Source organism: Pseudomonas sp. Sample_24, from assembly GCF_004307605.1.
GTDB lineage: Bacteria > Pseudomonadota > Gammaproteobacteria > Pseudomonadales > Pseudomonadaceae > Aquipseudomonas.
Genome location: NZ_RCNW01000179.1, coordinates 1 through 22232 on the forward strand (window position 1 = coordinate 1; position 22232 = coordinate 22232).

General features: G+C 59.3%; 22 protein-coding genes. 6 read left to right on the forward strand and 16 right to left on the reverse strand.

Translation table 11 applies throughout. The annotated features are described in order from the left end of the window. From D8V06_RS30815 to D8V06_RS09195, 4 genes are all read right to left on the reverse strand, one after another. Positions 1-86, reverse strand: an 86-nt coding sequence (locus D8V06_RS30815; protein WP_241667803.1) for a hypothetical protein, incomplete at its 3' end; no start/stop codon positions are given. Between the two features lie 60 nt (positions 87-146). Then, positions 147-320, reverse strand: coding sequence for a DUF3094 domain-containing protein (locus tag D8V06_RS09185; protein WP_007970531.1), 174 nt, complete (start codon positions 318-320; stop codon positions 147-149). Positions 321-371: 51 nt separating this feature from the next. Next, on the reverse strand, positions 372-899 hold the full coding sequence (locus tag D8V06_RS09190; RefSeq protein WP_056855645.1) for an MOSC domain-containing protein: 528 nt from the start codon (positions 897-899) through the stop codon (positions 372-374). Continuing rightward, positions 896-1522: a DUF1780 domain-containing protein gene (locus tag D8V06_RS09195; RefSeq protein ID WP_007970534.1), complete on the reverse strand. Its 627-nt coding sequence runs from the start codon at positions 1520-1522 to the stop codon at positions 896-898. Before D8V06_RS09195 ends, D8V06_RS09190 begins: the two co-directional genes overlap by 4 nt. Positions 1523-1741: 219 nt before the next feature. Between D8V06_RS09195 and D8V06_RS09200 the strand changes: the two genes are divergently transcribed. Genes D8V06_RS09200 through D8V06_RS09210 form a run of 3 tightly spaced genes read left to right on the forward strand, consistent with a single transcriptional unit; the run spans position 1742 to position 5579 of the window. Next, entirely contained in the window at positions 1742-3085 is a 1344-nt protein-coding gene (locus tag D8V06_RS09200) for an aromatic acid/H+ symport family MFS transporter (protein WP_130930838.1), read from the forward strand. A gap of 3 nt (positions 3086-3088) precedes the next feature. Continuing rightward, positions 3089-4300: a benzoate/H(+) symporter BenE family transporter gene (locus D8V06_RS09205; RefSeq protein ID WP_130930839.1), complete on the forward strand. Its 1212-nt coding sequence runs from the start codon at positions 3089-3091 to the stop codon at positions 4298-4300. 10 nt (positions 4301-4310) lie between these two features. Then, a complete protein-coding gene (locus D8V06_RS09210) occupies positions 4311-5579 on the forward strand; it encodes an OprD family porin (protein ID WP_130930840.1) in 1269 nt (422 codons plus the stop codon). 8 nt (positions 5580-5587) lie between these two features. Here the strand turns inward: D8V06_RS09210 and D8V06_RS09215 are convergent, their stop codons facing one another. Then, positions 5588-5830, reverse strand: coding sequence for a DUF2790 domain-containing protein (locus D8V06_RS09215; protein WP_056855641.1), 243 nt, complete (start codon positions 5828-5830; stop codon positions 5588-5590). 249 nt (positions 5831-6079) lie between these two features. Here D8V06_RS09215 and D8V06_RS09220 point away from each other — a divergent pair, with 249 nt between their 5' ends. Further along, positions 6080-6769 (forward strand): energy-coupling factor ABC transporter permease, encoded by a 690-nt coding sequence (locus tag D8V06_RS09220; protein WP_056855640.1) that lies wholly within the window; start codon positions 6080-6082, stop codon positions 6767-6769. A 27-nt stretch (positions 6770-6796) separates the two neighbouring features. Here D8V06_RS09220 and yacG read toward each other — a convergent pair whose 3' ends face one another. From yacG to pilB, 5 genes are read right to left on the reverse strand one after another with little or no spacing between them, the layout of a single operon-like run. Then, a complete protein-coding gene (gene yacG, locus D8V06_RS09225; protein ID WP_056855639.1) occupies positions 6797-6997 on the reverse strand; it encodes a DNA gyrase inhibitor YacG in 201 nt (66 codons plus the stop codon). Then, entirely contained in the window at positions 6994-7617 is a 624-nt protein-coding gene (gene coaE, locus D8V06_RS09230; RefSeq protein WP_056855638.1) for a dephospho-CoA kinase, read from the reverse strand. The genes yacG and coaE overlap by 4 nt, the downstream gene beginning before the upstream one ends. Continuing rightward, complete coding sequence (locus D8V06_RS09235; protein WP_056855637.1) at positions 7614-8486, reverse strand: A24 family peptidase; 873 nt, start codon at positions 8484-8486, stop codon at positions 7614-7616. Before D8V06_RS09235 ends, coaE begins: the two co-directional genes overlap by 4 nt. Position 8487: 1 nt before the next feature. After that, positions 8488-9705: a type II secretion system F family protein gene (locus D8V06_RS09240; RefSeq protein ID WP_056855636.1), complete on the reverse strand. Its 1218-nt coding sequence runs from the start codon at positions 9703-9705 to the stop codon at positions 8488-8490. A 2-nt stretch (positions 9706-9707) separates the two neighbouring features. Beyond that, positions 9708-11408, reverse strand: coding sequence for a type IV-A pilus assembly ATPase PilB (pilB, locus tag D8V06_RS09245; RefSeq protein ID WP_056855635.1), 1701 nt, complete (start codon positions 11406-11408; stop codon positions 9708-9710). A 225-nt stretch (positions 11409-11633) separates the two neighbouring features. Here pilB and D8V06_RS09250 point away from each other — a divergent pair, with 225 nt between their 5' ends. Together D8V06_RS09250 and D8V06_RS09255 are read left to right on the forward strand one after the other, a co-directional pair. Further along, a complete protein-coding gene (locus D8V06_RS09250; protein ID WP_130930841.1) occupies positions 11634-12041 on the forward strand; it encodes a pilin in 408 nt (135 codons plus the stop codon). 305 nt (positions 12042-12346) lie between these two features. Beyond that, positions 12347-12700 carry a BON domain-containing protein gene (locus tag D8V06_RS09255; RefSeq protein ID WP_130903548.1) on the forward strand — a complete coding sequence of 118 codons (354 nt, stop codon included), beginning with the start codon at positions 12347-12349 and terminating at the stop codon, positions 12698-12700. A 161-nt stretch (positions 12701-12861) separates the two neighbouring features. Here D8V06_RS09255 and D8V06_RS09260 read toward each other — a convergent pair whose 3' ends face one another. The 6 genes from D8V06_RS09260 to pgi form a co-directional block, all read right to left on the reverse strand. Further along, positions 12862-13158: a DUF2845 domain-containing protein gene (locus tag D8V06_RS09260; RefSeq protein ID WP_130908592.1), complete on the reverse strand. Its 297-nt coding sequence runs from the start codon at positions 13156-13158 to the stop codon at positions 12862-12864. Continuing rightward, positions 13158-16109, reverse strand: coding sequence for a DUF748 domain-containing protein (locus D8V06_RS09265; protein ID WP_130930842.1), 2952 nt, complete (start codon positions 16107-16109; stop codon positions 13158-13160). The genes D8V06_RS09260 and D8V06_RS09265 overlap by 1 nt, the downstream gene beginning before the upstream one ends. A 93-nt stretch (positions 16110-16202) precedes the next feature. Next, on the reverse strand, positions 16203-17219 hold the full coding sequence (locus D8V06_RS09270) for a class I SAM-dependent methyltransferase (protein ID WP_130930843.1): 1017 nt from the start codon (positions 17217-17219) through the stop codon (positions 16203-16205). Between the two features lie 192 nt (positions 17220-17411). Continuing rightward, positions 17412-18284: an oxygenase MpaB family protein gene (locus D8V06_RS09275; RefSeq protein ID WP_130930844.1), complete on the reverse strand. Its 873-nt coding sequence runs from the start codon at positions 18282-18284 to the stop codon at positions 17412-17414. Positions 18285-18412: 128 nt separating this feature from the next. Then, the gene (gene acs, locus D8V06_RS09280) at positions 18413-20350 is read right to left on the reverse strand and encodes an acetate--CoA ligase (RefSeq protein WP_056855628.1); all 1938 of its coding nucleotides are present in this window, start codon (positions 20348-20350) and stop codon (positions 18413-18415) included. A 170-nt stretch (positions 20351-20520) separates the two neighbouring features. After that, entirely contained in the window at positions 20521-22185 is a 1665-nt protein-coding gene (gene pgi / locus D8V06_RS09285; protein WP_056855627.1) for a glucose-6-phosphate isomerase, read from the reverse strand. Positions 22186-22232 lie beyond the last annotated feature (47 nt).

The window sequence follows — 22232 nt, forward strand, 5'->3', positions numbered from 1 at the left end:
CCGCGCTTGCCCAGAGTCTTACCCAGACGGGTAGCCAACTCCAGACCGCCGGCGCCGCCGCCGACAATGACAATACGATGGGACATGGGGATAACTCGCAAGGCTAAAGGAAATCGGTGCAATTACCCGTGCGAGCGCGAGGCAGCTCATAGCGTCAGGTAACTGATAAGTCGGCTCAACAGGCCCAAACCAATGGTCACTGCCAGCACCAGCACAAGGAGCATCCACGGCCGGAAAGGTCGGCGCTCGACTTGGTGCTGGGACAGTTGCAGGTACTCTTCGACATGCTTTTGGTCGTCGGGGTTCAGGCGGCTGGTCATAAAGGCCTCGTCAGGTAGACGTTGCTGAGTGTGTAGAAGCTACAGGCTGATTTAACGAACGTTGAACGGAGCATAGCCGGTGTCCGGAACAGGCTCGACGCTCAGCGTATCGTCCAGACGGATGATGCCACTTTGTAACACTCGGGCAGTGATCCCGCCATGTCCGCGTACGGCCTGAAATGTCCCTGGGCCGAGGTTGTTTTGCAGGCGAGCGCACGGTTGGCACCAGCCGGTGGTTTCGAAAATCGCCTGGCCGATGCGAAAACGCCGGCCCTTGAGACTGAACAGGTTGATTCCGCTGATAACGAGATTGCGCCGCAGATCCTCAGGCTTGACCGGTCGATCATCCGGGCGGCCCATCAATGAGCTGATCACAGCCAGATGCTCCCACTGAATCAGCGTCACCTGCCGCGCATTGCGCACACCGGGACGTGCGCGATCACCGGTCAACCCGGCCTCGAGCCGGGCTTCCACGGCATCCAGCTCGATCATTGGCACGTGCGGTGCCGGGCGCACGCCGATCCAGCGAACGCGGCCGGTTTGCGGGACTTGGGCAATCAGTTCCTGCAATGGACTCACAGGCTGATCCCTACATCGAACACGATGCTGCGTCCCAGGTTGCTGCGCAGAAAGTCCGGTGCATCGGGATGGGCGAACAGCACACGGGCGAATGTAGGCCCCACCAGCGACAGCGAGCGCCAACCCTGGCGCAGGTACTCGGTGGGCGGCGGGAAATGGCTGTTGAGGTCCAGCACCTCGCGCTTGAGGCTGGCGAAGGCAATGATGTCCAGTTCGCCCAGGTCCATGCCGCGTTCTTTGTAGTTATGCGCCTTTTTGCGCAAGGTCGGCGCCAGCCGCAGCAGGAACTCGTTAGCCGGGATGCGTCGTGGCTTGGCCTCGCGACGCACCAGTTGGCTCAGGGAAAACGCACTGCGTCGACGTTGCAGTTCATCGCGCCACTCATCATTGAGGCGCCGGCCCTCATCGAGCACGAAGAACACTTCGAAACTGGCATCGCGAAACAACACATCCGGCGGTTCCCCGGCCGGGGCGAATTCGTCGGCGCGATAGGGAATGTTCAGCCCTTGCAGCAGGCGTTGGCAGACCCAACGCTCACGCTCCCATTTGCGGGCATTGGACAGGAACGCGTTGGCTTGCTCGGCCGCGATGGTCAGCAGGCGTAAGTAATCTGAGTCATCCATAGGCCCAAGCTTAGCGTCCAAATGTGTTCGCAAAGAAGACAATTTGTCGCAGAGGGCCGATTCCTCACGTTCCCATGCCCGTTTCAGGGCGCTGCACAAAACGGATAGTGATCTGCGCGCACTGGATATTGCCGCGTATCCGCTGGCTCTACCCTCGGCTGTACGGACGTAAGCCGTGTTACCGACGCTCTAAAAAAACAACAACAAGAGATATATGCCATGCGCAAGATCGACGTACATGAGGTTATCGACAACGCTCGTTTCAACCGCTTTCACTGGATGGTGCTGTTCTGGTGTGCGCTGATCATCATCTTCGACGGCTACGATTTGGTGATCTACGGCGTGGTCTTGCCAATGCTGATGAAAGAGTGGGGGCTCAGTCCCCTGCAGGCCGGTGCTCTGGGCAGCTATGCCCTGTTCGGCATGATGTTCGGCGCGCTGTTCTTCGGCCCGTTGTCTGACCGGATCGGCCGCAAGAAAGCCATCACTCTCTGCGTAATACTCTTCAGTGGCTTCACCGTGCTCAACGGTTTTGCACGAAACCCCACCGAGTTCGGCATTTGCCGCTTCATTGCCGGCCTCGGCATTGGTGGCGTGATGCCCAATGTCGTGGCCCTGATGAACGAGTACGCACCGAAAAAAATCCGCAGCACACTGGTAGCGATCATGTTCAGTGGTTACTCGGTGGGCGGCATGTTGTCCGCTGGGCTGGGCATTGTGCTGATCCCGAGTTTCGGCTGGCAGTCGGTGTTTTACGTAGCGATCCTGCCGTTGCTGTTGTTGCCGCTGATCATGTATTTCCTGCCGGAGTCGGTGGGCTTCATGTTGCGTCAGGGGCGAAATGAAGAGGCGCGCAACGTTCTGCAACGCATTGATCCCGCTTACGTCGCGCAAACGTCTGATCAATTGCACATGGCTGAAGTGAAGGGCACGGGCACTCCGGTGTTGCAGCTGTTCCGCGAGGGCCGTGCGTTGCGTACGCTGATGCTGTGGCTGGCGTTCTTCTGCTGCCTGTTGATGGTCTACGCGTTGAGTTCCTGGTTGCCGAAGCTGATGGCGAATGCCGGTTACAGTCTGGGTTCGAGTTTGTCGTTCCTGCTGGTATTGAATTTCGGGGCGATTTTCGGCGCTGTGGGCGGCGGGGTATTGGGCGACAAACTCAATCTGCCGAAAGTGCTGGCGGGGTTTTTTGCCATGGCGGCGGTGTCGATCACCCTGTTGGGCTTTAACAGCCCGATGCCGGTGTTGTACCTGCTGATCGCCATTGCCGGCGCCACTACCATCGGTTCGCAGATTCTGTTGTACGCCTGCGCCGCGCAGTTTTACTCCATGACCATTCGATCCACCGGCCTGGGCTGGGCTTCGGGCATCGGACGCAACGGCGCCATTGTCGGTCCGCTGCTGGGCGGTGCCTTGCTCGGAATCAGCCTGCCCCTGCAACTGAACTTCATGGCGTTTGCCGTGCCCGGTGCGGTGGCGGCCCTGGCCATGACCGTGTTCGCCATCAGCAGCCGACGCAGCGCCTTGAGCGTCAGCCCGGCGCTGCCAGCGACCGGTGCCTGAGTCATGAAACGGTTTTTCCAAGACTTCTCGCTATCAGCGGCCGTGGCTGGATTCATCGCCACGGTGATTTCCTACGCCGGGCCGCTGGTGATCATCTTTCAGGCGGCTGAAGCGGCAGATCTTTCTCGGCAAGTGTTGTCGTCCTGGATCTGGGCGATCTCCATCGGCAGCGCTGTGCTCGGAATCGGTTTGAGCCTGCGCTACCGCGTCCCGGTGATCATCGCCTGGTCGGCGCCGGGCTCGGCGTTGCTGGTGGCGCTGTTGCCGGAAATTTCCATGGCGCAGGCGGTCGGCGCTTATCTGGTGAGCAGCCTGATCATTTTCCTGGTCGGCATTTCCGGAGCTTTTGACCGGATCATCAGCAAGCTTCCCGCCGCCATTGCCGCGGCGATGCTGGCGGGGATCCTGTTCAGTTTCGGTACCGGGTTGTTTGTGTCGATGCAGCACAAGCCGTTGCTGGTGCTGACCATGTTTGCCAGCTACCTGGTGTGCAAGCGGGTGATGCCGCGTTATGCGGTGATGATGGTGTTGCTGGTGGGCTGTTCGATTGCCGCATTCACTGGCGATTTGCATCGTGAAGCGTTGGTGATCGGCCTGGCCACGCCGGTGTGGATCACGCCCGAGTTCAGCCTGGGTGCAATCCTGAACATCGCCTTGCCGCTGGTGATGGTGGCGCTGACCGGTCAGTTCGTGCCGGGTATGGCGGTGCTGCGCGCCAGCGGTTATCCGACGCCAGCCAGCCCGATCATCGCCAGCAGTGCGCTGGGCACGGCGCTGCTGGCGCCGTTCGGTTGCCATGGGCTGAATCTGGCGGCGATCACCGCCGCGATCTGCACCGGTCGCGAAGCCCACGAAGACCCACGCAAACGCTACGTCGCCGGGGTTGTTGGCGGCCTCTGCTACCTGCTGCTCGGGATCTTCGGTGCCACGCTGGTTTCGCTGTTTTCGGCGTTCCCCAAAGAGTTGATCGCGGCGCTGGCCGGGTTGGCGTTGTTCGCCGCCATTGCCTCGGCATTGGCGGGTGCGATGGCTGTGCCGAGCGATCGTGAAGCTGCGCTGGTGACCTTTCTGATCACGGCCTCGGGCATGTCTTTGTATGGCTTGTCCGCGGCGTTTTGGGGATTGATTTTCGGCATGGTCACCCATGCGCTGTTGAACGTCCGTCGCGAATCCGCTGCAACTGAAGCTCTTCAACCTGTCGATCAAAAACAATAAGAGAAAGGCAATGAAACAGAGTCTCCCAACAACCGGTTCAGCGTTGTCCCTGGCTGTCGTCTCGGGTTTTTCCACGGGCGCAATGGCCGCAGAAAAAGGCTTTATCGAAGACACCACAGCGACGTTGCAGGCGCGCAACTATTACTTCAGCCGTGACTATTCCGACATCGTCGGCGCCAACCGGCAATCGAAGGCTGAGGAGTGGGCGCAAGGCTTCATTCTCAATGTGAAATCCGGTTACACCCAGGGTACCGTCGGCTTCGGTTTGGACGTCATTGGCCTGCTCGGCCTCAAGCTCGACAGTGCCCCTGACCGGACCAATACCGGTTTGTTGCCGGTGCAGGACGACGGCCGTGCGGCGGACAACTACAGCCGTCTGGAAGGCGCATTGAAAATGCGCTACTCCAGAACCGAGCTGAAAGTCGGTGAGCTGCAACCCAATCTGCCGGTATTGGTGTTCAGCGATATTCGCCTGCTGCCTCCGAGTTACCAGGGCGCAAGCATTACTTCCAACGAGATCAATGGCCTGACCCTGCAAGGTGGTCATTTGCGTTCAACCAGCCTGCGCAACGAGGCTGGCGATGAGAAGATGCAAGCTATGCTTGGCCACGTTCCGCAGCGTCAGGCCAGCAGTGACGGGTTCAATTTTGCCGGTGCTGATTACGCCTTCAACGAAAAGCGCACCTCGGTCAGCGCCTGGTACGGTCAGCTGGAAGACATCTACAACCAGCGCTTCCTCGGTCTGAAGCACAGTGAGCCTTTGGGCGACTGGATTCTCGGCGCCAATCTCGGTTACTTCGATTCGCGCGAGGACGGCAAAAAATCGCTGGGCAACATCGACAACCAGGCGCTCTTCTCGTTGCTGTCGGCCAAGCGTGGTGGCCATACGTTTTACGTCGGCTATCAGGGCATGTTCGGCGACAGCGCGTTCCCACGGGTGTTTGCCAACATCTCGCCGCTGGGCAACGAAGTGCCGACCTACGAGTTCGCCTACACCGATGAACGTTCCTGGCAGGCGCGCTATGACTATGATTTCGCGGCGCTCGGAGTTCCGGGGCTGACCAGTACCGTGCGCTACATCAGTGGTAACAATGTCGATACCGGGCAAGGCTTCGAAGGCAAGGATCGCGAGCGAGACCTGGACATCGGCTATGTGCTGCAGAGCGGCAGTCTCAAGGGTTTGGGCATACGCGTGCGCAATGCCATGGCGCGATCCAACTACCGCAGCGATATCGATGAGAACCGCTTGATCTTCAGTTACACCTGGACCTTGTTATGAAGCGCTGATCACAGATTGCTGGTGCAATCACCCATGACGTCGTAGGTCACGCGATGGGTCTGGCCCTGATGGTCGATGTACACCATGGTCGCCGGTACAACCCCGCAGGCGGTCGCTGTGTCGGACACCGAAACCACCTTGGCGATGTCCAGTGGCTGCGCCGGGTTGTACATCACCGCGGCAGGTTGGTTGTCGGCAGCCATGGCCGAGGTGGCGATGACGGTCAGCAACAGGCTGATCAATGTTTTCATGCTGGCGTGCTCCGGTTCGGTTTCATGGGTAAATTTTAGTCTTCGCCAGCGTCCGATAAAGGGGCGAATGCCGGATGCAGTCTTGCGTAAAACGTAACAATCACGGCCTGCTCTGTGCAGCGTTGGCGAAATTGTTCGCCGGGTGGGAGGCGGTCATCGACGATCTCCAGCATTGGGCATGAGATCGAAAGGGGCGGTGTAGACTGGAGGCCTGTCCGCCTACGGCAAGAAAAGGGAGTGCGCTTCGTCATGATCGGTGCCGAGTTACTGTCTTGCGCAACCCTCACCGTGGGTTGGTTGATCTACGTACCGGTTTTGATTTGGGCTGCTGCGCGTGCGCCTTGGGTCGAACTGTTCACCGACAGTCGTCGCCAGCATTTGCTGTTCGGGACGGTGTTCGCGTTGTTTCTGTTGTGGTTGGTACGGCGCGATTTCGATACCGGCGTGTCTTACCACTTCATCGGCATGACGGCGGTGACCCTGCTGCTGGACTGGCCGCTGGCACTCGTCGGCGGGTTGGTGGCGCAGATGGGGCTGGTGCTGCTGGGGCGTCAGGACCTGGCCGCTGTCGGGGTCAACGGCGCCTTGTTGATCGCCTTGCCGGTGCTGGTGACCGAATGCTGTGCAATCCTTGTGGAGCGCGCGCAGCCGCGTAACCCCTTCGTGTACATCTTCGTTTCCGGATTTTTTGCGGCGGCTCTGTCGGCGTTACTGTGCCTGCTGCTGGCGCTTTGGTTGCTGTGGTTCGACGAACGTTTCGCCATGCCGTACTGGCTGGAAGATTTCGTCGGTTACCTGTGGCTGATCATTTTTCCGGAGGCGTTCATCAACGGCATGGTGGTCAGCGCGTTGGTGGTGTTCTGTCCCGAGTGGCTGGAGACCTTCAACCGCACGCGCTATCTGTCGGCGCCGTGGAAGGACGACGATCCCAAATCTTGATGAGCCCGGGATCGTCGTTGCGACGGCTCAGTGGCGCGGATCGAAATCGCCGCTGAACAGTTCGTCCTCGGCATCGGGGGCGACCGGAATTTTATGCTCTTCCGACGCCCAGGCGCCGAGGTCGATGAGTTTGCAACGGTCCGAGCAGAACGGCCGGAATTTACTCTCTGCACTCCATTCCACAGGGGCGCCGCAGGTCGGGCATTCGACGGTTGGGGTTTGGCTCATGACTGGCCTCCACGCAAAGTTAGGTAAAAGTGATGCAGGCGTTCGACCTCGCTGTGCAGCCAGGCGAGGTCGCGGTCATTGACCACCACATCGTCGGCATGGCTGATGCGATCCTGACGGCTGGACTGCGCCTTGAGAATCGCCTGGACCTGCTGTTCGCTGGTCTTGTCGCGCTGCAAGGTGCGTTCGATCTGTAGCTGTTCAGGGGCATCGATGACCAGCACCCTTTGGGTCATCGCGTATTGGCCGGACTCGATCAGCAGTGGTGATACCAGGATCGCGTAAGGTGATTTTGCCAGTGCCAGGTGATGGGCGATTTCTTCACCGATCAGCGGATGCAGCAAGGCTTCCAGCCAGCGACGTTCATCCGGGACTTCGAAGATCAGATTGCGCAACGCGGCGCGATCCAGTTGGCCATCGGCCTGCAATACGCCGGGGCCGAAGTGTTCGGCGATTTTCGCCAGCGCTGGCCGGCCCGGTTCCACCACCCAGCGTGCGGCGTGATCGGCATCGACCGCGTGCACACCCAGGTCGATGAAATGCTGGGCAGCCGCGCTTTTGCCGCTGCCAATGCCGCCGGTCAGGCCGAGAATCCAGGGTTTTTCCACAGGGGTATTCATTTCAAACCGACAAACTGCCAATAGAAGTCGGTTATTTGACCACCCCAGAGCAAGGCAATCCAGCCGGCAATTGCCAGATAGGGGCCAAAGGGGATCGGCGTCGACGTTCTGGCGTTGCGCACACGCAGGTAAATCACGCCAACAACAGCGCCCACCAGGGACGACAACAGGATCGTCAGCGGCAGAATCTGCCAGCCGCCCCAGGCGCCAAACATCGCCAGCAGCTTGAAATCTCCATGACCCATGCCGTCCTTGCCAGTGAGCAGCTTGAACAGCCAGAACACCGACCAGAGCGCCATGTAACCGGCAATCGCGCCCCACAACGCATCAGGCAACGGCACGAACAGAGCGAAACTGTTGACGATCAACCCCAGCCACAGCAAGGGCAGTACCAGCACATCCGGCAACAGTTGATGCTCGGCGTCGATCAGGCTCATGGCCAACAGGCCCCAGCTGAGGGCTAATGCCATGCACGCTTGCCAGCCGAAACCGAAATGCCAGGCAATGAATGCCGACCCGAGGCCACAGGCCAGTTCGATCAGCGGATAACGCTTGCTGATCGGTGCTGCACAGCCAGAGCAGCGCCCGCGCAGGAACAGGAAACTGAGCAGTGGAATGTTTTCCCACGGGCGAATCCGGTGGCCGCACTGTGGGCAATGGGAGTGCGGCAGCATCAGGTTGAACGTCGGCAGCGGCGATTCGCCGGGCAGGCCGAGGATTTCATGGGCCTGCACGCGCCATTCGCGCTCGAGCATTTTCGGCAAGCGCCAGACCAGTACGTTGAGAAAGCTGCCGACCAGCAGGCCGATCACCCCGGCGATCACTACGAACGCCAGCGGGTGTTGAATCAATATTTCGCTCAAGGGCATGTCAGATCGCTGAACCGAGTTGGAAGATGGGCAGGTACATGGCAACCACCAATCCCCCGACGATAACACCCAGCACCACCATGATGAACGGTTCCATCAGGCTGGTGAGGTTATCGACCATGTTGTCGACCTCGTCTTCGTAGAACCCGGCGACTTTGTCGAGCATGTCATCCAGTGCACCGGACTCCTCGCCGATGGCGGTCATCTGCACCGCCATGTTTGGAAAAATGCCGGATGTACGCATGGAGAAATTCAACTGCATGCCCGTCGACACGTCTTGCTTGATACGCAGTACCGCACGCTTGAACACGATGTTGCCGGTGGCCCCGGCCACCGACTCCAGGGCTTCCACCAACGGTACGCCGGCGGCGAAAGTGGTCGACAGCGTGCGGGCAAAACGGGCCACGGCGGACTTGTACATCAACGTGCCCACCAGCGGCAGCTTCAGCAGCCAGGCGTCCGTGCGATCGCGAAAGCCCTGTGACGTCCTGAAGGCGTGGCGCACTCCAAAGATCGCCGCAATCAGCGCGCCGAGCATGACCCACCACCAGTCCTGCATGAACCGTGAAAGGCCGATGACCATGACGGTGAACGCTGGCAGTTCGGCACCGAAGCCTTCGAACACCGACTGGAACTGTGGCACCACCTTGACCAGCAAAATGCCGGTCACGATGATCGCGACGAACACCACCACCAGCGGGTAGGTCATGGCTTTCTTGATCTTGGCCTTGAGACTTTCGCTCTTTTCCTTGTAGGTCGCTACCCGTTCCAGCAGCGTATCCAGCGCGCCGGCCTGCTCACCGGCGTCCACCAGGTTGCAGTACAGCTCATCGAAGTATTGCGGTTTTTTGCGCAAGGCGGCGGCGAAGCTGTTACCCGCCGCGACTTCCTGTTTCACCTCGTCCACCAGCTTGCGCATCATCGGGTTGTCGAAGCCTTCGCCGATGATGTCGAACGATTGCAGAAGCGGTACACCGGCTTTCATCATGGTCGCCATTTGCCGGGTGAAGAGGGCAATGTCGTGGGCCTTGATGCGTTTGCCCATGTCGAAAATCGACGTGGTTTTCTTGCGTACCTTGCCGGGGTTGATGCCTTGCTTGCGCAGTTGGGCCTTGACCAGCGCCGGGTTCTGCCCACTCAGCTCACCGCTGATTTTAGTGCCTTTGCGGTCTGTGCCTTCCCAGGCATACACGCTGATTTTCGCTGCCTTGACCGCCATGTTCAGTCCTTGGTGACCCGATTGATTTCTTCCAGGCTGGTGATGCCCTGCATGGCCTTGAGCAGCCCTGAGGTGCGCAGGTCGTTGAAACCATCCTTGCGCATCTGGTCATCGATTTGCAGTGCGTTGCCTTCGGCCATGATCAGCCGTTGCAGGTCCGGCGTGTTCTTCACCACTTCATAAATCCCCACTCGCCCTTTGTAACCGCCATTGCAGTGATCGCAACCGACCGGTCCATAGATCGTGAAGGTGCCGATGCGTTCCTCAGGAAAGCCTTCCTTGATTAACGCTTCGCGGGGAATTTCCAGCGGAACGCGGCAATGGCTGCACAACTTGCGCGCCAGGCGCTGGGCAATGATCAGGCTGACGGAGGTGGCGATATTGAAACCCTGGATGCCCATGTTGTGCAGACGGGTCAAGGTTTGCGCGGCGCTGTTGGTGTGCAGGGTCGACAGCACCAGGTGCCCGGTCTGCGCAGCCTTGATGGCGATTTCGGCGGTTTCGAGGTCGCGAATTTCGCCGACCATGATCACGTCCGGGTCCTGCCGCAGGAATGAACGCAGCGCCTGGGCGAAATCCATGCCCTGTTTCGGGTTGACGTTGACCTGGTTGATGCCTTCCATGTTGATTTCGACCGGGTCTTCGGCGGTTGAAATATTGATATCCACGGTATTGAGAATGTTCAGCCCTGTGTAGAGCGAAACCGTTTTGCCCGAACCCGTGGGGCCGGTCACCAGAATCATTCCCTGCGGCTGTTTCAGCGCAGCCATGTACAGGTCTTTCTGGTCCGGCTCGTAACCGAGGGCGTCGATGCCCATCTGCGCGCTGGTGGGGTCGAGAATCCGGATGACCACTTTCTCGCCCCACAGTGTCGGCAGGGTATTGACCCGGAAGTCGATGGATTTGCTTTTGGACAGACGCATCTTGATCCGGCCGTCCTGGGGTCTGCGGCGTTCGGAGATGTCGAGGCTGGCCATGACCTTCAATCGTGCGGCGATGCGGTTGGCCAATTGGAACGGCGGCCGGGCGACTTCATGCAACACGCCATCGGTGCGCATCCGCACGCGGTAGTTCTTTTCGTAGGGCTCGAAGTGCAGGTCTGAAGAACCGCTCCTGATCGCATCGAGCAGCATTTTATGGACGAAACGCACCACCGGTGCGTCATCGGCCTCCTGACCGCCGATAGCGTCCTGGCGTTTGTCGTCGGTGGTCTCGATGTCGAGGCCATCGAGGTCTACATCGGCGATGTCTTCCAGGCCAGAGCCATGGCTGTCGAAGAACTTCTCGATGGCATCGCTGAGTTTGTCGTCTTCGACCAGGATCGCTTCGGTCGTGAGCCCGGTGCTGAACTGGATGTCATTGATGGCTTGATGGTTGGTCGGGTCGGAAACGCCGACGAATAACTTGTTGCCACGGCGCCAGAGGGGCAGGGCGTGATGCTGGCGGACCAGTTTCTCGCTGACCAGGCCTTTGGGCTGAATGTCCTTGTCCAGGGTATGCAGGTCGAGCAGGGCCATGCCGAAATGTTCCGAGGCGATCTCGGCAACCTGGCGGCTTTTAACCAGCTTGTTCTGGACCAGGTAGGTCACCAGGGAAATACGGTTGCGTTGGGCTTGTTGATACGCCTGTTGCGCGCTTTTGTCAGTGAGCAGCTCGGCCAGGACCAATTGCTTGGCCAGACCGCTGAGGGCGATGTCATTCATTGGGATACCGGACGCAGACATTTAATGACTTATAGCCTAGTCAAGCAACGGAACCAAACCAGCAGCGCCGAGGTGACAAAAAGTGTCAGATAGTGCGGATCCTGGGAGTAGGAAAGGTCTTCAAGGCTGGCGAGTACCCCGCCAACAGGGCGTGCAGGGCTTGGCATGGGCTGTGCTGCGACAGGTTCAGATCATGAGATTTCGACTCATGCACGGAGGCTGTCTATGAACACTCAAAAAGGTTTTACCCTGATCGAGTTGCTGATCGTGGTGGCGATCATCGGGATTCTCGCGACGTTTGCGATACCGGCGTATTCCAAGTATCAGGCGCGGGCCAAGGTCACGGCGGGGCTGGCGGAGATTTCGGCGTTGAAGGTGCCTTTTGAGGACGTTATCAATCAAGGGACCGACCCTGATCTAACCAAGGTAGGCGGAAATGCGACTACGGCTAATTGCACTACGACCGCGTCGGGCAAGGCTGTTGATGGAACTGGCACGATCGCTTGCACGATTCTAAATGCGCCAGGGCCGGTACTGAACAAGACCATCACTCTTACGCGTGCTCTGACCGGGTGGACCTGTACGACCACTGTGGATCAGGAATATGCACCTAAAGGCTGCACCAAAGTCTGATCTTTTTTGGTATATCCACCCCTGCTTATGCAGGGGTTTTTTTTTCGCGTCAGGCAGTTGGATTGAGTATTGATAAAAATTGCCGAAATTTCATGGCCTTAGGCTGGCGAGAAAACCCGCAACTTGCATGTAGATAAAGTTCAACTCATGCATTTTGCACGAATCCGGAAAATTGCGTTTTCCATAACGTATTGATTTTTAAGGATTAATTGTCTGTCTCAAACTTGGCACAGCGTTCGCAATATCTCTGGTAACCCTGCTGACATGAACCCAGCAGACTTTCCAGAAAAACAGGAGTTACTCGTATGAAGAAGTTCGCTATCTCTGCCGCTGCTGCTACCGCGCTGACCCTGACCATGGCCAACGTTGCATTTGCCCAGACTCAGGCCACTCAAGCACCGATGATGCTGGCCGCCGGTGAAGTCACCGAAGCGAAAGAGGATGTTTCCGATACCTGGATCACTACCAAAGTCAAATCAGACCTGATTACCGAAAAAGGCATTCCAGGTACCGATATCAAAGTGGAAACCAACAAAGGCGTCGTGTCCCTGTCGTCCACCGTTGCGGTGACCGATGCTCAGAAAGACACCGCCGTGGCGATCACCAAAAAAATCAAAGGCGTCAAAGCAGTATCCGCTGACGGCCTGAAATCCGAGTAAGGCAAGGCTTCTCGCCTGGACCGGGAGAAGACGCGATAGACGGGCCGAGTCATACGTCTATCGCTTCTTGAGTGTTCATGCGAACGGCCACAAGGACGTGGCCATTACAGGCCCCGACATTCGTGTCGGGGCCTGTTCTATTGTGGGTAACGCAAAAACTCCTAATTCCCGCGCTTGCTGGTGATCTGCACCAGCCGATTTCCTTCAAAGCGCAAGTACTGGTACATCCCGCCATTCGGACCGTAAGTCCATTCCTCGACCTGGAACTCTTCCCGTCGATTGGCACTGCGCTTGTAACCGAGCAAATCGCGGCTGACCGGGTCGCCACATTTTTGCAGCACCTCACTGGAGCGGTCACCGACGCTGATCAGTTGGCTGCCACAGCGCAAAGTATCCGCCGCCCAGGCCTGGCTCGCCGCTGCCGTCAACGCCAGTGCGAGCAGGCGATGCTTGTACATCACTCGGCGTCCAGATGCATTGGCGTGACGACCTTGCCGTCTTTTTCGGCTTCGCCCAACTGTGCGTCGATGAAGTACACACGGTCATCGGCGAGCTGACCTTTGTCGACCAGATAATCCTTGATGCTGCTGGCCCGGTCCTGGCCCAACTGACGCAGCAGCACATCGCTGGAGCTCCAGAACTGAATGACGCCTTCACGCATCTTCGCTGTGCGTTCTTCCTTGCCCAGGTCTTTCCATTCGGCCGGTGGCTGGGTTTTCAGGCGTGTGCGGTAGATGCCTTCAAGCAACGGCCCTTTTTCGCTGTCCGGAACATCCAGCAACGACGCTTGGGCCGGAACTTTATCGCCTCGACGCTGGAGCATTTTGTAGTAGTTGTATTGGTATTCCCGCTCCAGACGCTGCTCGGCGATCAGCGGACCATCGCTGCTTTTCGCCGCCGTACCTTCGATTTCCAGGCGCAGGGCCGGACGTTCCTTGAGCGCCTTCGACAGTTTGTCCAGGGCACCTTCGGCATCCTTGCTCAGATCGCTGGAACCGGGCGCGAACGACACGCTGCCAAGATCTTCCGAACCTCCCCCCGAGACCAGACCGCCAATCAGTTTGAACGGCGCGGCAGCGGCCTTGACGATCAGGTTGCGCAGGGTCTGCCAGACAATCGGCATGACGCTGAACTGCGGGTTGTTGAGATCGCCGGTGACTGGCAGTTCGATGGAAATCTTGCCGTCGACATCCTTGAGCAGAGCAATTGCGAGTTTCAGCGGCAGGCTGACGGCGTCGGGGCTGTCGACTTTTTCACCCAGTTGCAACTGTTCGACCACCACTTTGTTTTCGGCTTTCAGCTGGCCCTTGGTGATTTGGTAATGCAGGTCGAGGTTCAGCCGGCCCTTGCGGATGCGATAGCCGGCAAACTTGCCGGAGTAAGGCGTCAGCGTGGTCAGTTCCACACGTTTGAAACTGGTAGCGATATCGAGGCTGGCCATCGGATCGAACGGGTTGACCGCACCTTTGATGGTCACCGGTGCATAGCGGTCGACCTTGCCTTTGACGTCGACACTGGCCGGCTTCGCCTGGCGGCTGTCAATGGTGCCGATCTGGCCGTTGAGCTGCTGGATGGCGGTGGCGAAGTTCGGCGTCAGGCTGAAGTCGGCGAAGTTGGCCGAGCCGTCATTGATGGCAATGCCGCCAATGTGAATACCCAGCGGTTTGTCTTTGCTGGCGGCGGGTTTGGCGACGGCAGGTTTGGCGGCGGTGTCGGGGGGTTGCGGGATCAACAAGTCATCGATGTTGGTGGTGCGGTCATCGTTGATCATGAAGCGTACATAGGGTTGCAGCAGGTTGATCTTGTCGATCGACAGGCTGTCGCCATGCTGATAATTCAGGCCTTCGACCATCACCTGCTGCCACTTGAGGAAGTCGCGGGTTTTCAGGGTGTCGAGGGTATGCAGTTGATCGACCTGGGCGCGTCCGGTGACGCTGAAAGCCAGCGGCTCGGTGCTTTTCAGGTTGACGGCCAGATCGCTGCCGAGCATGCCGCTGCGCAACTCCAGGCGAATGAACGGGCTGATGTAGGACTGGGCGACGCGCAGGTCGATGTCCTTGGTCTGCACATTCAGCCTGGCGCTGATCGGCGCCAGGTTGACCTCGCCATCGGCCATCAGCTTGCCTTGCTTGCCGACACCGGTGTCGAGCTTGAGCAGGAAGGGTGAACCATTGAGGCTGTCGAATTTCTGCAGGTCGAGATTCAGCGGCCCCAGTTCCAGCGCCACGGCGGGCTGAGCCTTGCGATCAGCCAGGTGCACTTGATAGTTGCGCAGTTGCACGTCATTGAGCAGCACTTGCCAGGGCTTGCTCGGGACGGGGTCCGCTTTCGGCGAGTCAGCGGCAGCGGGCGTGTTGGTCGGTTCGGCGTTCGCTTTGGCGGCGGGTTTGGAAGGCTGGCTGGCGAACAGTTTCTGCCAGTCGAGCTGGCCATCGGCTTCCAGCGCGGCCCAGGTTTCCAGTTTGTGGCTGCGAATCTTGCCGACCACCACTTGTTGCTTGGCCAGGTCGACGGTGGTTTCGCTGACGTCCAGACGCTCAAGCCTGACCAGCGGCCGACCGTCCGGCGCCTTGATCGCGAAGGGGGCGATGGTGGCCGAGACGTTGCTCAGCAGCAGTTCGGTTTCCTTGGACAGGTTGAGCTTGTAGTCGGTGCTGATGCTCATGACACCGCTTTCGAGGTCCAGCGGGACAGCATCGCGCACATAGGGCCAGAAGGCTTTCATCTTGCCATCGGTGATTTTCAGCTTACCTTCGGAGGCAATCGGGATCAGGCTGAAGTTACCGGTCCAGTCGATTTGCCCGTCGTTGGGGCCGACGGCCACCAGAGTCATATCGGCGCTGTCTTCGGGCAGGGTGCTGAGGTTTTTCAGCTCGAAATCGAGTGAGTCGTAGATGAATTCGATGGGCTCGCTGGGCCGGGCATCCTCAAAGTGCACGGCACCGCCAGCCAGCTTGATCCGTTCGATGCGCAACGGAAACGGCTTGGCATCCGGGTCGGCGGGTGTCGGTTCGCTGGCCGGAATCTTGAAGAGCCCGAGCAGGTTGAGTTTGCCGTCCTTGCTGAAGAGGATTTCGGTCTTGGACTTGTCCAGTTCGATATCCGACAGATGCAGCGCCTTGGTCCACAGGCTGTCGAGTTGCAGATTGGCGTATAGACGTTCGAAGCCGATTTGCTCTTTGCCGGGCTCGCCAATGCTCAGACCCCAGAGCGTGACTTCGAGGCTGAACGGGTTGAGTTCGATCCGCTGGAGCGTGGCGGGCATCGTGGAATAATTGGCCAATTGCTGGTTGGCGATGCGCAGGGCAATGCCCGGCAAAATCAAGAAGCCCAGCAAACTGTAGAGGGCCAGAGCAGTCAACAAGGCGCCGACGGCGCGAATCAATCCTTTGTACATGCGTGGCTTCATCTGTGTGAATCGGAGTGCCTTGGAGTATGGCACGCGATTCCGGTTCCGAAGCAATCAGCCTGTTCAGCTTTTTTCAGATTTATCTGACACGGATCAAAGCTGCAGGATCAGGGTTTTCAGCGGTGGTTGTTGGTCCATGGACGGGAAATCGGCACCCGGTTTCATGACCGTCCACTCGCGCACCGGCCGTCCTGCTTTCTCGGCGCAACGCAAAACCTGTTCACGCCAATCGTCCATGCTGACTTTCGCCAGGTTGTTGCAGCAGATCAGCACGCCGTCGTCGGCGGTGGTCAGCAGCGCGGGTTTGAGCAGGCTCTGATAATCGCGCAGCAGGTCGACGGTGCCGAACGCGCTCTTGGCCCAGGCGGGTGGGTCGAGCAGTACCAGGTCGTACTGGCGCTGTTCCAGGCGCGGATAGCTCGGCAGCTTCTGCCCGCGACGCTGGCTGATCGGCAGGCCGGCGAGTTGGCGAATGGCCGGGAAATAATCGGACTGGATGAACGCCATGGTCGGCAACTGCGGGTTGAGCATGCCGTTTTCGCGACCGACCGCCAGGTTGCCTTCGGCGAAGTCCAGGTTGCACACCTCGCGAGCGCCACCGGCTGCTGCGCTGAGGCCAACGCCGCAGGTGTAGGCAAACAGGTTCAGTACACTTTTGTTCTTGCTGTGATCCTTGACCCAGCCACGGGTATTGCGCAGGTCGAGGAACAGCAGCGGGTCCTGCCCGGCGTGACGGCCGCGAACGCGATAATTGAGGCCCCACTCGTGACCGACCAGATCTTGCAGCGCTGCTTCGTCCGCGCGGTAGACGCTGTCTTCGCGGTCGATGCGCGAGTTGCCGCGGGAGCGGTCGTTGTAGACCAGCAGGGTTTCAAGGCCCAGATGGTTGTTGATCGTTTCGTGCAGGTTCAGCAGGTCTTCGCGTTCCAGCGATTGATGAAAGCTCTGCACCATCAGCTGCGGACCATAACGATCGATGGTCAGGCCACCGGCGCCTTCCTGGCTGCCATGGAACAGGCGATAGCAATCGGTGCCCTGGCTGTGCAGCTCGGCCAACAGGTCCTGGCGATGATCGAGGGCGGCGCGCAGCGCCTGGTTCAAGGAAGACATGCTGGGCGCCTTGCAGGAGGTGATTTGGCGCGGGAGTTTAACACTGTGGAGTTTGGATGAGGGGCTTGCCTGTGGCGAGGGAGCTTGCTCCCGCTCGAGTGCGCAGCGCTCGCAAAAAATCGAAATGTCCCTGGGTTTTGGGGCCGCTTCGCAGCCCTGCGGGAGCAAGCTCCCTCGCCACAGAGTCCGGGGTCAAGTCAGCAGGCCCATCCGTCGCTTGGCCCGCTGTACCGAGCCATTGCGTACCGCCCAGCGCAACATCGGCGCACTGCGATTGACGCTGGCGCGGATCAGTTTGCGTTGCAGCGGGTTTTGGCTGACGCCCAGCATGTCACTGGCCCAGTCCGGCAACAGGTCAATGCCGGCCTGCATCATCAATCCGCCGAAAGGCCTGGCGAGGCGGCTGGGGGATGGCGCATTCAACAACAGCCGCAACACTTCCCGACTGCGCTCATCACACAGCAATTGCGGGCGAATGCGCTCAAGGTATGCGGAAATTTCCTGCCGTGAGCGCGGCACATTCCGGGCACCCAAGCGTTCTGCCACCAGCGCTATTTCAGCGTAATAGCGGTCCTGATCTTCCGGCGACAGATGTGGATTGCGATAGCGCAAATGTGCGGCGAGGAAGTTGCTGACCTCGGCTACATGTACCCAGGTCAAGAGCTCGGGATCGCTGGCGGCGTAGGGGCGGCCGTCAGGCGCAGTGCCGGTTATTTGCAGGTGAATGGTGCGGACTTTTTCGATCAGCCAGTCGGCATCCTGTCGCGAGCCGAACGTGGTGCCGGAAATGAACTGCCCGGTGCGGCGTAATCGGCCGAGCATGTCCTCGCGGAAATTCGAATGGTCCCAGACGCCGGCGAGGGCCAGCGGATGCAAAGCTTGCAGCATCAGCGCGCTGATGCCACCGATGAGCATGCTGCTGAAGTCACCATGAACTTGCCAGCTCACGGAGTCAGGCCCGAACAGCCCGGGATCGCCCTTGGGGTTCTCCAGATCGAGCTTGCCCAAGGATAGACCGGTCAGGCTCATGATCTGGGTTTCAATGCGGGTGCGGATGAATTCCATGGTGTCCCGGTGATTTCCTGTTTTTCTGTGGGCGCATGGCTTGCCCGCGATGAACGATCACGCCATCTGCTGTTGAACCGCGTTATCGTTCATCGCGAGCAAGCTTTGCTCCTACCGACAGCAGTGCGTTATTGGTTCAGGCGTTTATCGATCAGGCCTTGCACCACGCTTGGGTCGGCCAGGGTCGAGGTATCGCCCAGACTGTCGAGTTCGTTGCAGGCGATCTTGCGCAGAATGCGCCGCATGATCTTGCCCGAACGGGTTTTTGGCAACGCGGGTGCCCACTGGATCAGATCCGGTTTGGCGAAACTGCCGATTTCCTTGCTGACCAGCGCCAGCAATTCTTTCTTCAGTTCGTCGCCGGGTTCGACGCCGTTCATGGGGGTGACGAAGGCGTAGATGCCCTGGCCCTTGACGTCGTGAGGGTAACCCACCACGGCGGCCTCGGCGATGCTGTCGTGCAGCACCAGGGCACTTTCCACTTCGGCGGTGCCGATGCGATGCCCGGACACGTTGATCACATCGTCGATGCGCCCGGTGATCCAGTAATCGCCATCTTCGTCACGACGGGCGCCGTCACCGGTGAAGTAATAGCCGGGGTAGGGCTTGAAGTAGGTGTCGACCATCCGTTGCGGATCGCCATAGACGCTGCGGATCTGCGCCGGCCAGCTTGATTTTATGGCGAGCACGCCGCTACCGGCGCCCTTGATTTCCTTGCCTTGTTCGTCGAGCAATACCGGTTGCACACCAAACATCGGTTGTGTGGCGCAGCCGGGTTTGATCCGTTGCGCGCTCACCAGCGGGCTGAGCATGATGCCGCCGGTCTCGGTCTGCCACCAGGTATCGACAATCGGGCAGCGCTCTTCGCCGACTGCATGAAAGTACCACTCCCACGCCTCCGGGTTGATGGGCTCACCGACCGTGCCGAGCAATCTGACGCTGGCCCGGGAGGTTTCCTTCAACGGTTGCGGACCTTCACGCATCAGTGCGCGCAAAGCGGTGGGTGCTGTGTAGAAGATGTTCACTTTGTGCTTGTCGATCACCTGCCAGAAGCGCGAAGTGCTCGGGTAGCTCGGCACGCCCTCGAAGATCAACGTGGTCGCACCATTGGCCAACGGCCCGTAGACAATGTAGCTGTGGCCCGTCACCCAGCCGACATCGGCGGTGCACCAGAACACTTCGCCATCACGGTAGTCCAGCACGTACTTGAAGGTCATCGCCGCTTGCAGCAGGTAACCGCCGGTGGTGTGCAGCACGCCTTTGGGTTTGCCGGTGCTGCCGGAGGTGTACAGGATGAACAACGGATCTTCGGCGTCCATCGGCTCGGGCGGGCAGTCGTCGCCGACATCGCGCAATGCCTGGTGATACCAGATGTCCCGGCCTTCGACCCAATTCACCTGATTCTGTGTGCGCTCGACCACCACTACGGTGCTCACGTCCGGGCAGCTTTGCAGGGCTTTGTCGACATTCTGTTTCAACGGCACGAATTTGCCACCGCGCACGCCTTCATCGGCGGTGATCACGGTGCGACAGTCGGCATCGAGAATCCGGTCGCGCAGCGAATCCGGGGAGAAACCGCCGAACACCACCGAGTGCACCGCACCGATACGCGTGCAGGCGAGCATGGCGTAGGCCGCTTCAGGAATCATCGGCATGTAGATGCACACACGGTCGCCTTTCTTCACGCCACGGCTTTTAAGCACGTTGGCCAGGCGGCAGACATTGTGATGGAGTTTTCTATAGGTGATCTGGGTGGATTCGGCCGGATCGTCGCCTTCCCAGATGATCGCGATCTGATCACCGCGTTTTTCCAGGTGACGGTCGATGCAGTTGTAGCTGACGTTGAGTTTCGCGCCGGCAAACCAATTGGCCTCACCGGTTTTCAGGTCGTAGCGCTGGACGGTGTGCCAAGGCGTGCTCCAGTCGAGGAAGCGGGTGGCTTGCTCGGCCCAGAACGTACTGGGGTGTTCGATGGATTCGCGGTACAGGCGGTGGTAGTCGTCTTGACTCAGTTGTGCAGCCCGGCGGACGGCATCGGCCTTGGGGAACGTGCTGATATCGAACATGACGGTTCCTTATTCTTGTTGTGCGACAAGAGGGGAGCTGCGCGACCCTCGTAGGAGCCGGCTTGCTGGCGAAAGCGGCGTATCAGTCTACAAAAATGTTGAATGACACACCGCTTTCGCCAGCAAGCCGGCTCCTACAAGATTAGTACCCCCACAGGAACGGTGTCAGATCAACCGCGGTGACGCCCGCGGAAGTAGTTGATCAGGCCTTGGGTGGACGCGTCGTCAGCCGGGGTTTCCTCGCTGCCGACCAGGCGGTTGTAGACGCCTTTGCCCAGTTCCTTGCCCAGCTCCACGCCCCACTGGTCGAAGGCGTTGATGCCCCAGATCACGCTCTGCACGAAGACTTTGTGTTCGTACATTGCCACCAGTGCGCCGAGGCGACGCGGGCTGATGCGTTCGACCACCAGGGTGTTGCTCGGACGGTTGCCCGGAATCACCTTGTGCGGTGCGAGTTTCTGCACGTCGTCTTCACTCATGCCTTTCTCACGCAGCTCGGCTTGCGCCTCGGCCAGTGTCTTGCCCAGCATCAACGCCTGGCTTTGCGACAGGCAGTTGGCGTACAGCCACTGGTGGTGGTCGGACACCGGGTTGAAGCTGACGATCGGCACGATGAAGTCGGCCGGAATCAGCTGGGTGCCCTGGTGCAGCAACTGGTGATAAGCATGCTGGCCGTTGCAGCCGACGCCGCCCCAGATCACTGGCCCGGTGTCCGTAGCAACCGGCGTACCGTCCTGGCGCACGCTCTTGCCGTTGGATTCCATGTCCAGCTGTTGCAAATGCTTGGTGATGTTCCGCAGGTAGTGGTCGTAAGGCAGGATTGCGTGGCTCTGCGCGCCCCAGAAATTGCCGTACCACACGCCGAGCAACGCCAGCAGCACCGGCATGTTCTGTTCGAACGGCGCGCTCTGGAAGTGCTGGTCCATGGTGTAGGCACCGGACAGCAATTCCTTGAAGTTCGACATGCCGATGGCCAGGGCAATCGGCAAACCGATGGCAGACCACAGCGAGTAACGCCCGCCAACCCAGTCCCACATCGGGAAAATGTTTTCCTCGCGGATACCGAAGGCCACGGCGGCGGCATTGTTGCTCGAAACCGCGATGAAGTGGCGATACAACTCGGCTTCCGAACCACCCTGGGCCAGGTACCAGGCGCGGGCGGCCTGGGCGTTCTTCAGGGTTTCAAGGGTGTTGAAGGATTTCGACGAGACGATGAACAGCGTGGTCTCGGCGCGCAGTTTCATGGTCAGCTCGTGGAACTCGCTACCGTCGATGTTCGCCAGATAGTGGCAACGCACGCCTTTCTGCGCGTAGGACAGCAAGGCTTCGGACACCAGCTCTGGGCCGAGGAACGAGCCACCGATACCGATGTTCACCACGTCGGTGATCGGCTTCTCGGAGTAACCGCGCCACAGACCGTCATGGATGCGGCCCACCAGATCGGTGATCTGGTTCAGCACCTTGTGCACTTCGGGCATCACATTGACACCGTTGACCGACAGCTTGTCGCCAACCGGACGGCGCAGCGCGGTGTGCAGGGCTGGGCGGCCTTCGGAGGCGTTGACGATTTCGCCGTCGAACAGCGACTTGATCGCACCCTGGAGGTCGACCGCATTGGCCAGACCCACCAGCAGGTTGCGGGTCTCGGCGTTGATCAGGTTCTTCGAATAGTCGAGAAACAGGCCGCAACTGCTGAGGGTGAACTGGGTAAAACGCTGCGGGTCGGCATTGAAAGCCTCGCGCATGCTGAAATCCTGCATGGCTTGGCGGTGGTCATTCAACGCTTGCCAGGCGGGCAGAGCGGTCACGTCGTGAGGAGTGCGGTAATACGCCATCGCTGCGGGTTTCCTTTTTACTTGAACGGCCTTTTGAACACTAAAAA

Coding starts and splice junctions, on each gene's coding strand:
- D8V06_RS09210 (WP_130930840.1), top strand. CDS start 4,311: ATGAAACAGAGTCTCCCAACAACCGGTTCAGCGTTGTCCCTGGCTGTC.
- D8V06_RS09265 (WP_130930842.1), bottom strand. CDS start 16,109: ATGAAGCCACGCATGTACAAAGGATTGATTCGCGCCGTCGGCGCCTTG.
- D8V06_RS09240 (WP_056855636.1), bottom strand. CDS start 9,705: ATGGCGGTCAAGGCAGCGAAAATCAGCGTGTATGCCTGGGAAGGCACA.
- D8V06_RS09255 (WP_130903548.1), top strand. CDS start 12,347: ATGAAGAAGTTCGCTATCTCTGCCGCTGCTGCTACCGCGCTGACCCTG.
- yacG (WP_056855639.1), bottom strand. CDS start 6,997: ATGAGCCAAACCCCAACCGTCGAATGCCCGACCTGCGGCGCCCCTGTG.
- D8V06_RS09275 (WP_130930844.1), bottom strand. CDS start 18,284: ATGGAATTCATCCGCACCCGCATTGAAACCCAGATCATGAGCCTGACC.
- D8V06_RS09260 (WP_130908592.1), bottom strand. CDS start 13,158: ATGTACAAGCATCGCCTGCTCGCACTGGCGTTGACGGCAGCGGCGAGC.
- coaE (WP_056855638.1), bottom strand. CDS start 7,617: ATGAATACCCCTGTGGAAAAACCCTGGATTCTCGGCCTGACCGGCGGC.
- acs (WP_056855628.1), bottom strand. CDS start 20,350: ATGTTCGATATCAGCACGTTCCCCAAGGCCGATGCCGTCCGCCGGGCT.
- D8V06_RS09195 (WP_007970534.1), bottom strand. CDS start 1,522: ATGGATGACTCAGATTACTTACGCCTGCTGACCATCGCGGCCGAGCAA.
- D8V06_RS09270 (WP_130930843.1), bottom strand. CDS start 17,219: ATGTCTTCCTTGAACCAGGCGCTGCGCGCCGCCCTCGATCATCGCCAG.
- D8V06_RS09250 (WP_130930841.1), top strand. CDS start 11,634: ATGAACACTCAAAAAGGTTTTACCCTGATCGAGTTGCTGATCGTGGTG.
- D8V06_RS09235 (WP_056855637.1), bottom strand. CDS start 8,486: ATGCCCTTGAGCGAAATATTGATTCAACACCCGCTGGCGTTCGTAGTG.
- D8V06_RS09200 (WP_130930838.1), top strand. CDS start 1,742: ATGCGCAAGATCGACGTACATGAGGTTATCGACAACGCTCGTTTCAAC.
- pgi (WP_056855627.1), bottom strand. CDS start 22,185: ATGGCGTATTACCGCACTCCTCACGACGTGACCGCTCTGCCCGCCTGG.
- D8V06_RS09205 (WP_130930839.1), top strand. CDS start 3,089: ATGAAACGGTTTTTCCAAGACTTCTCGCTATCAGCGGCCGTGGCTGGA.
- D8V06_RS09215 (WP_056855641.1), bottom strand. CDS start 5,830: ATGAAAACATTGATCAGCCTGTTGCTGACCGTCATCGCCACCTCGGCC.
- D8V06_RS09185 (WP_007970531.1), bottom strand. CDS start 320: ATGACCAGCCGCCTGAACCCCGACGACCAAAAGCATGTCGAAGAGTAC.
- D8V06_RS09220 (WP_056855640.1), top strand. CDS start 6,080: ATGATCGGTGCCGAGTTACTGTCTTGCGCAACCCTCACCGTGGGTTGG.
- pilB (WP_056855635.1), bottom strand. CDS start 11,408: ATGAATGACATCGCCCTCAGCGGTCTGGCCAAGCAATTGGTCCTGGCC.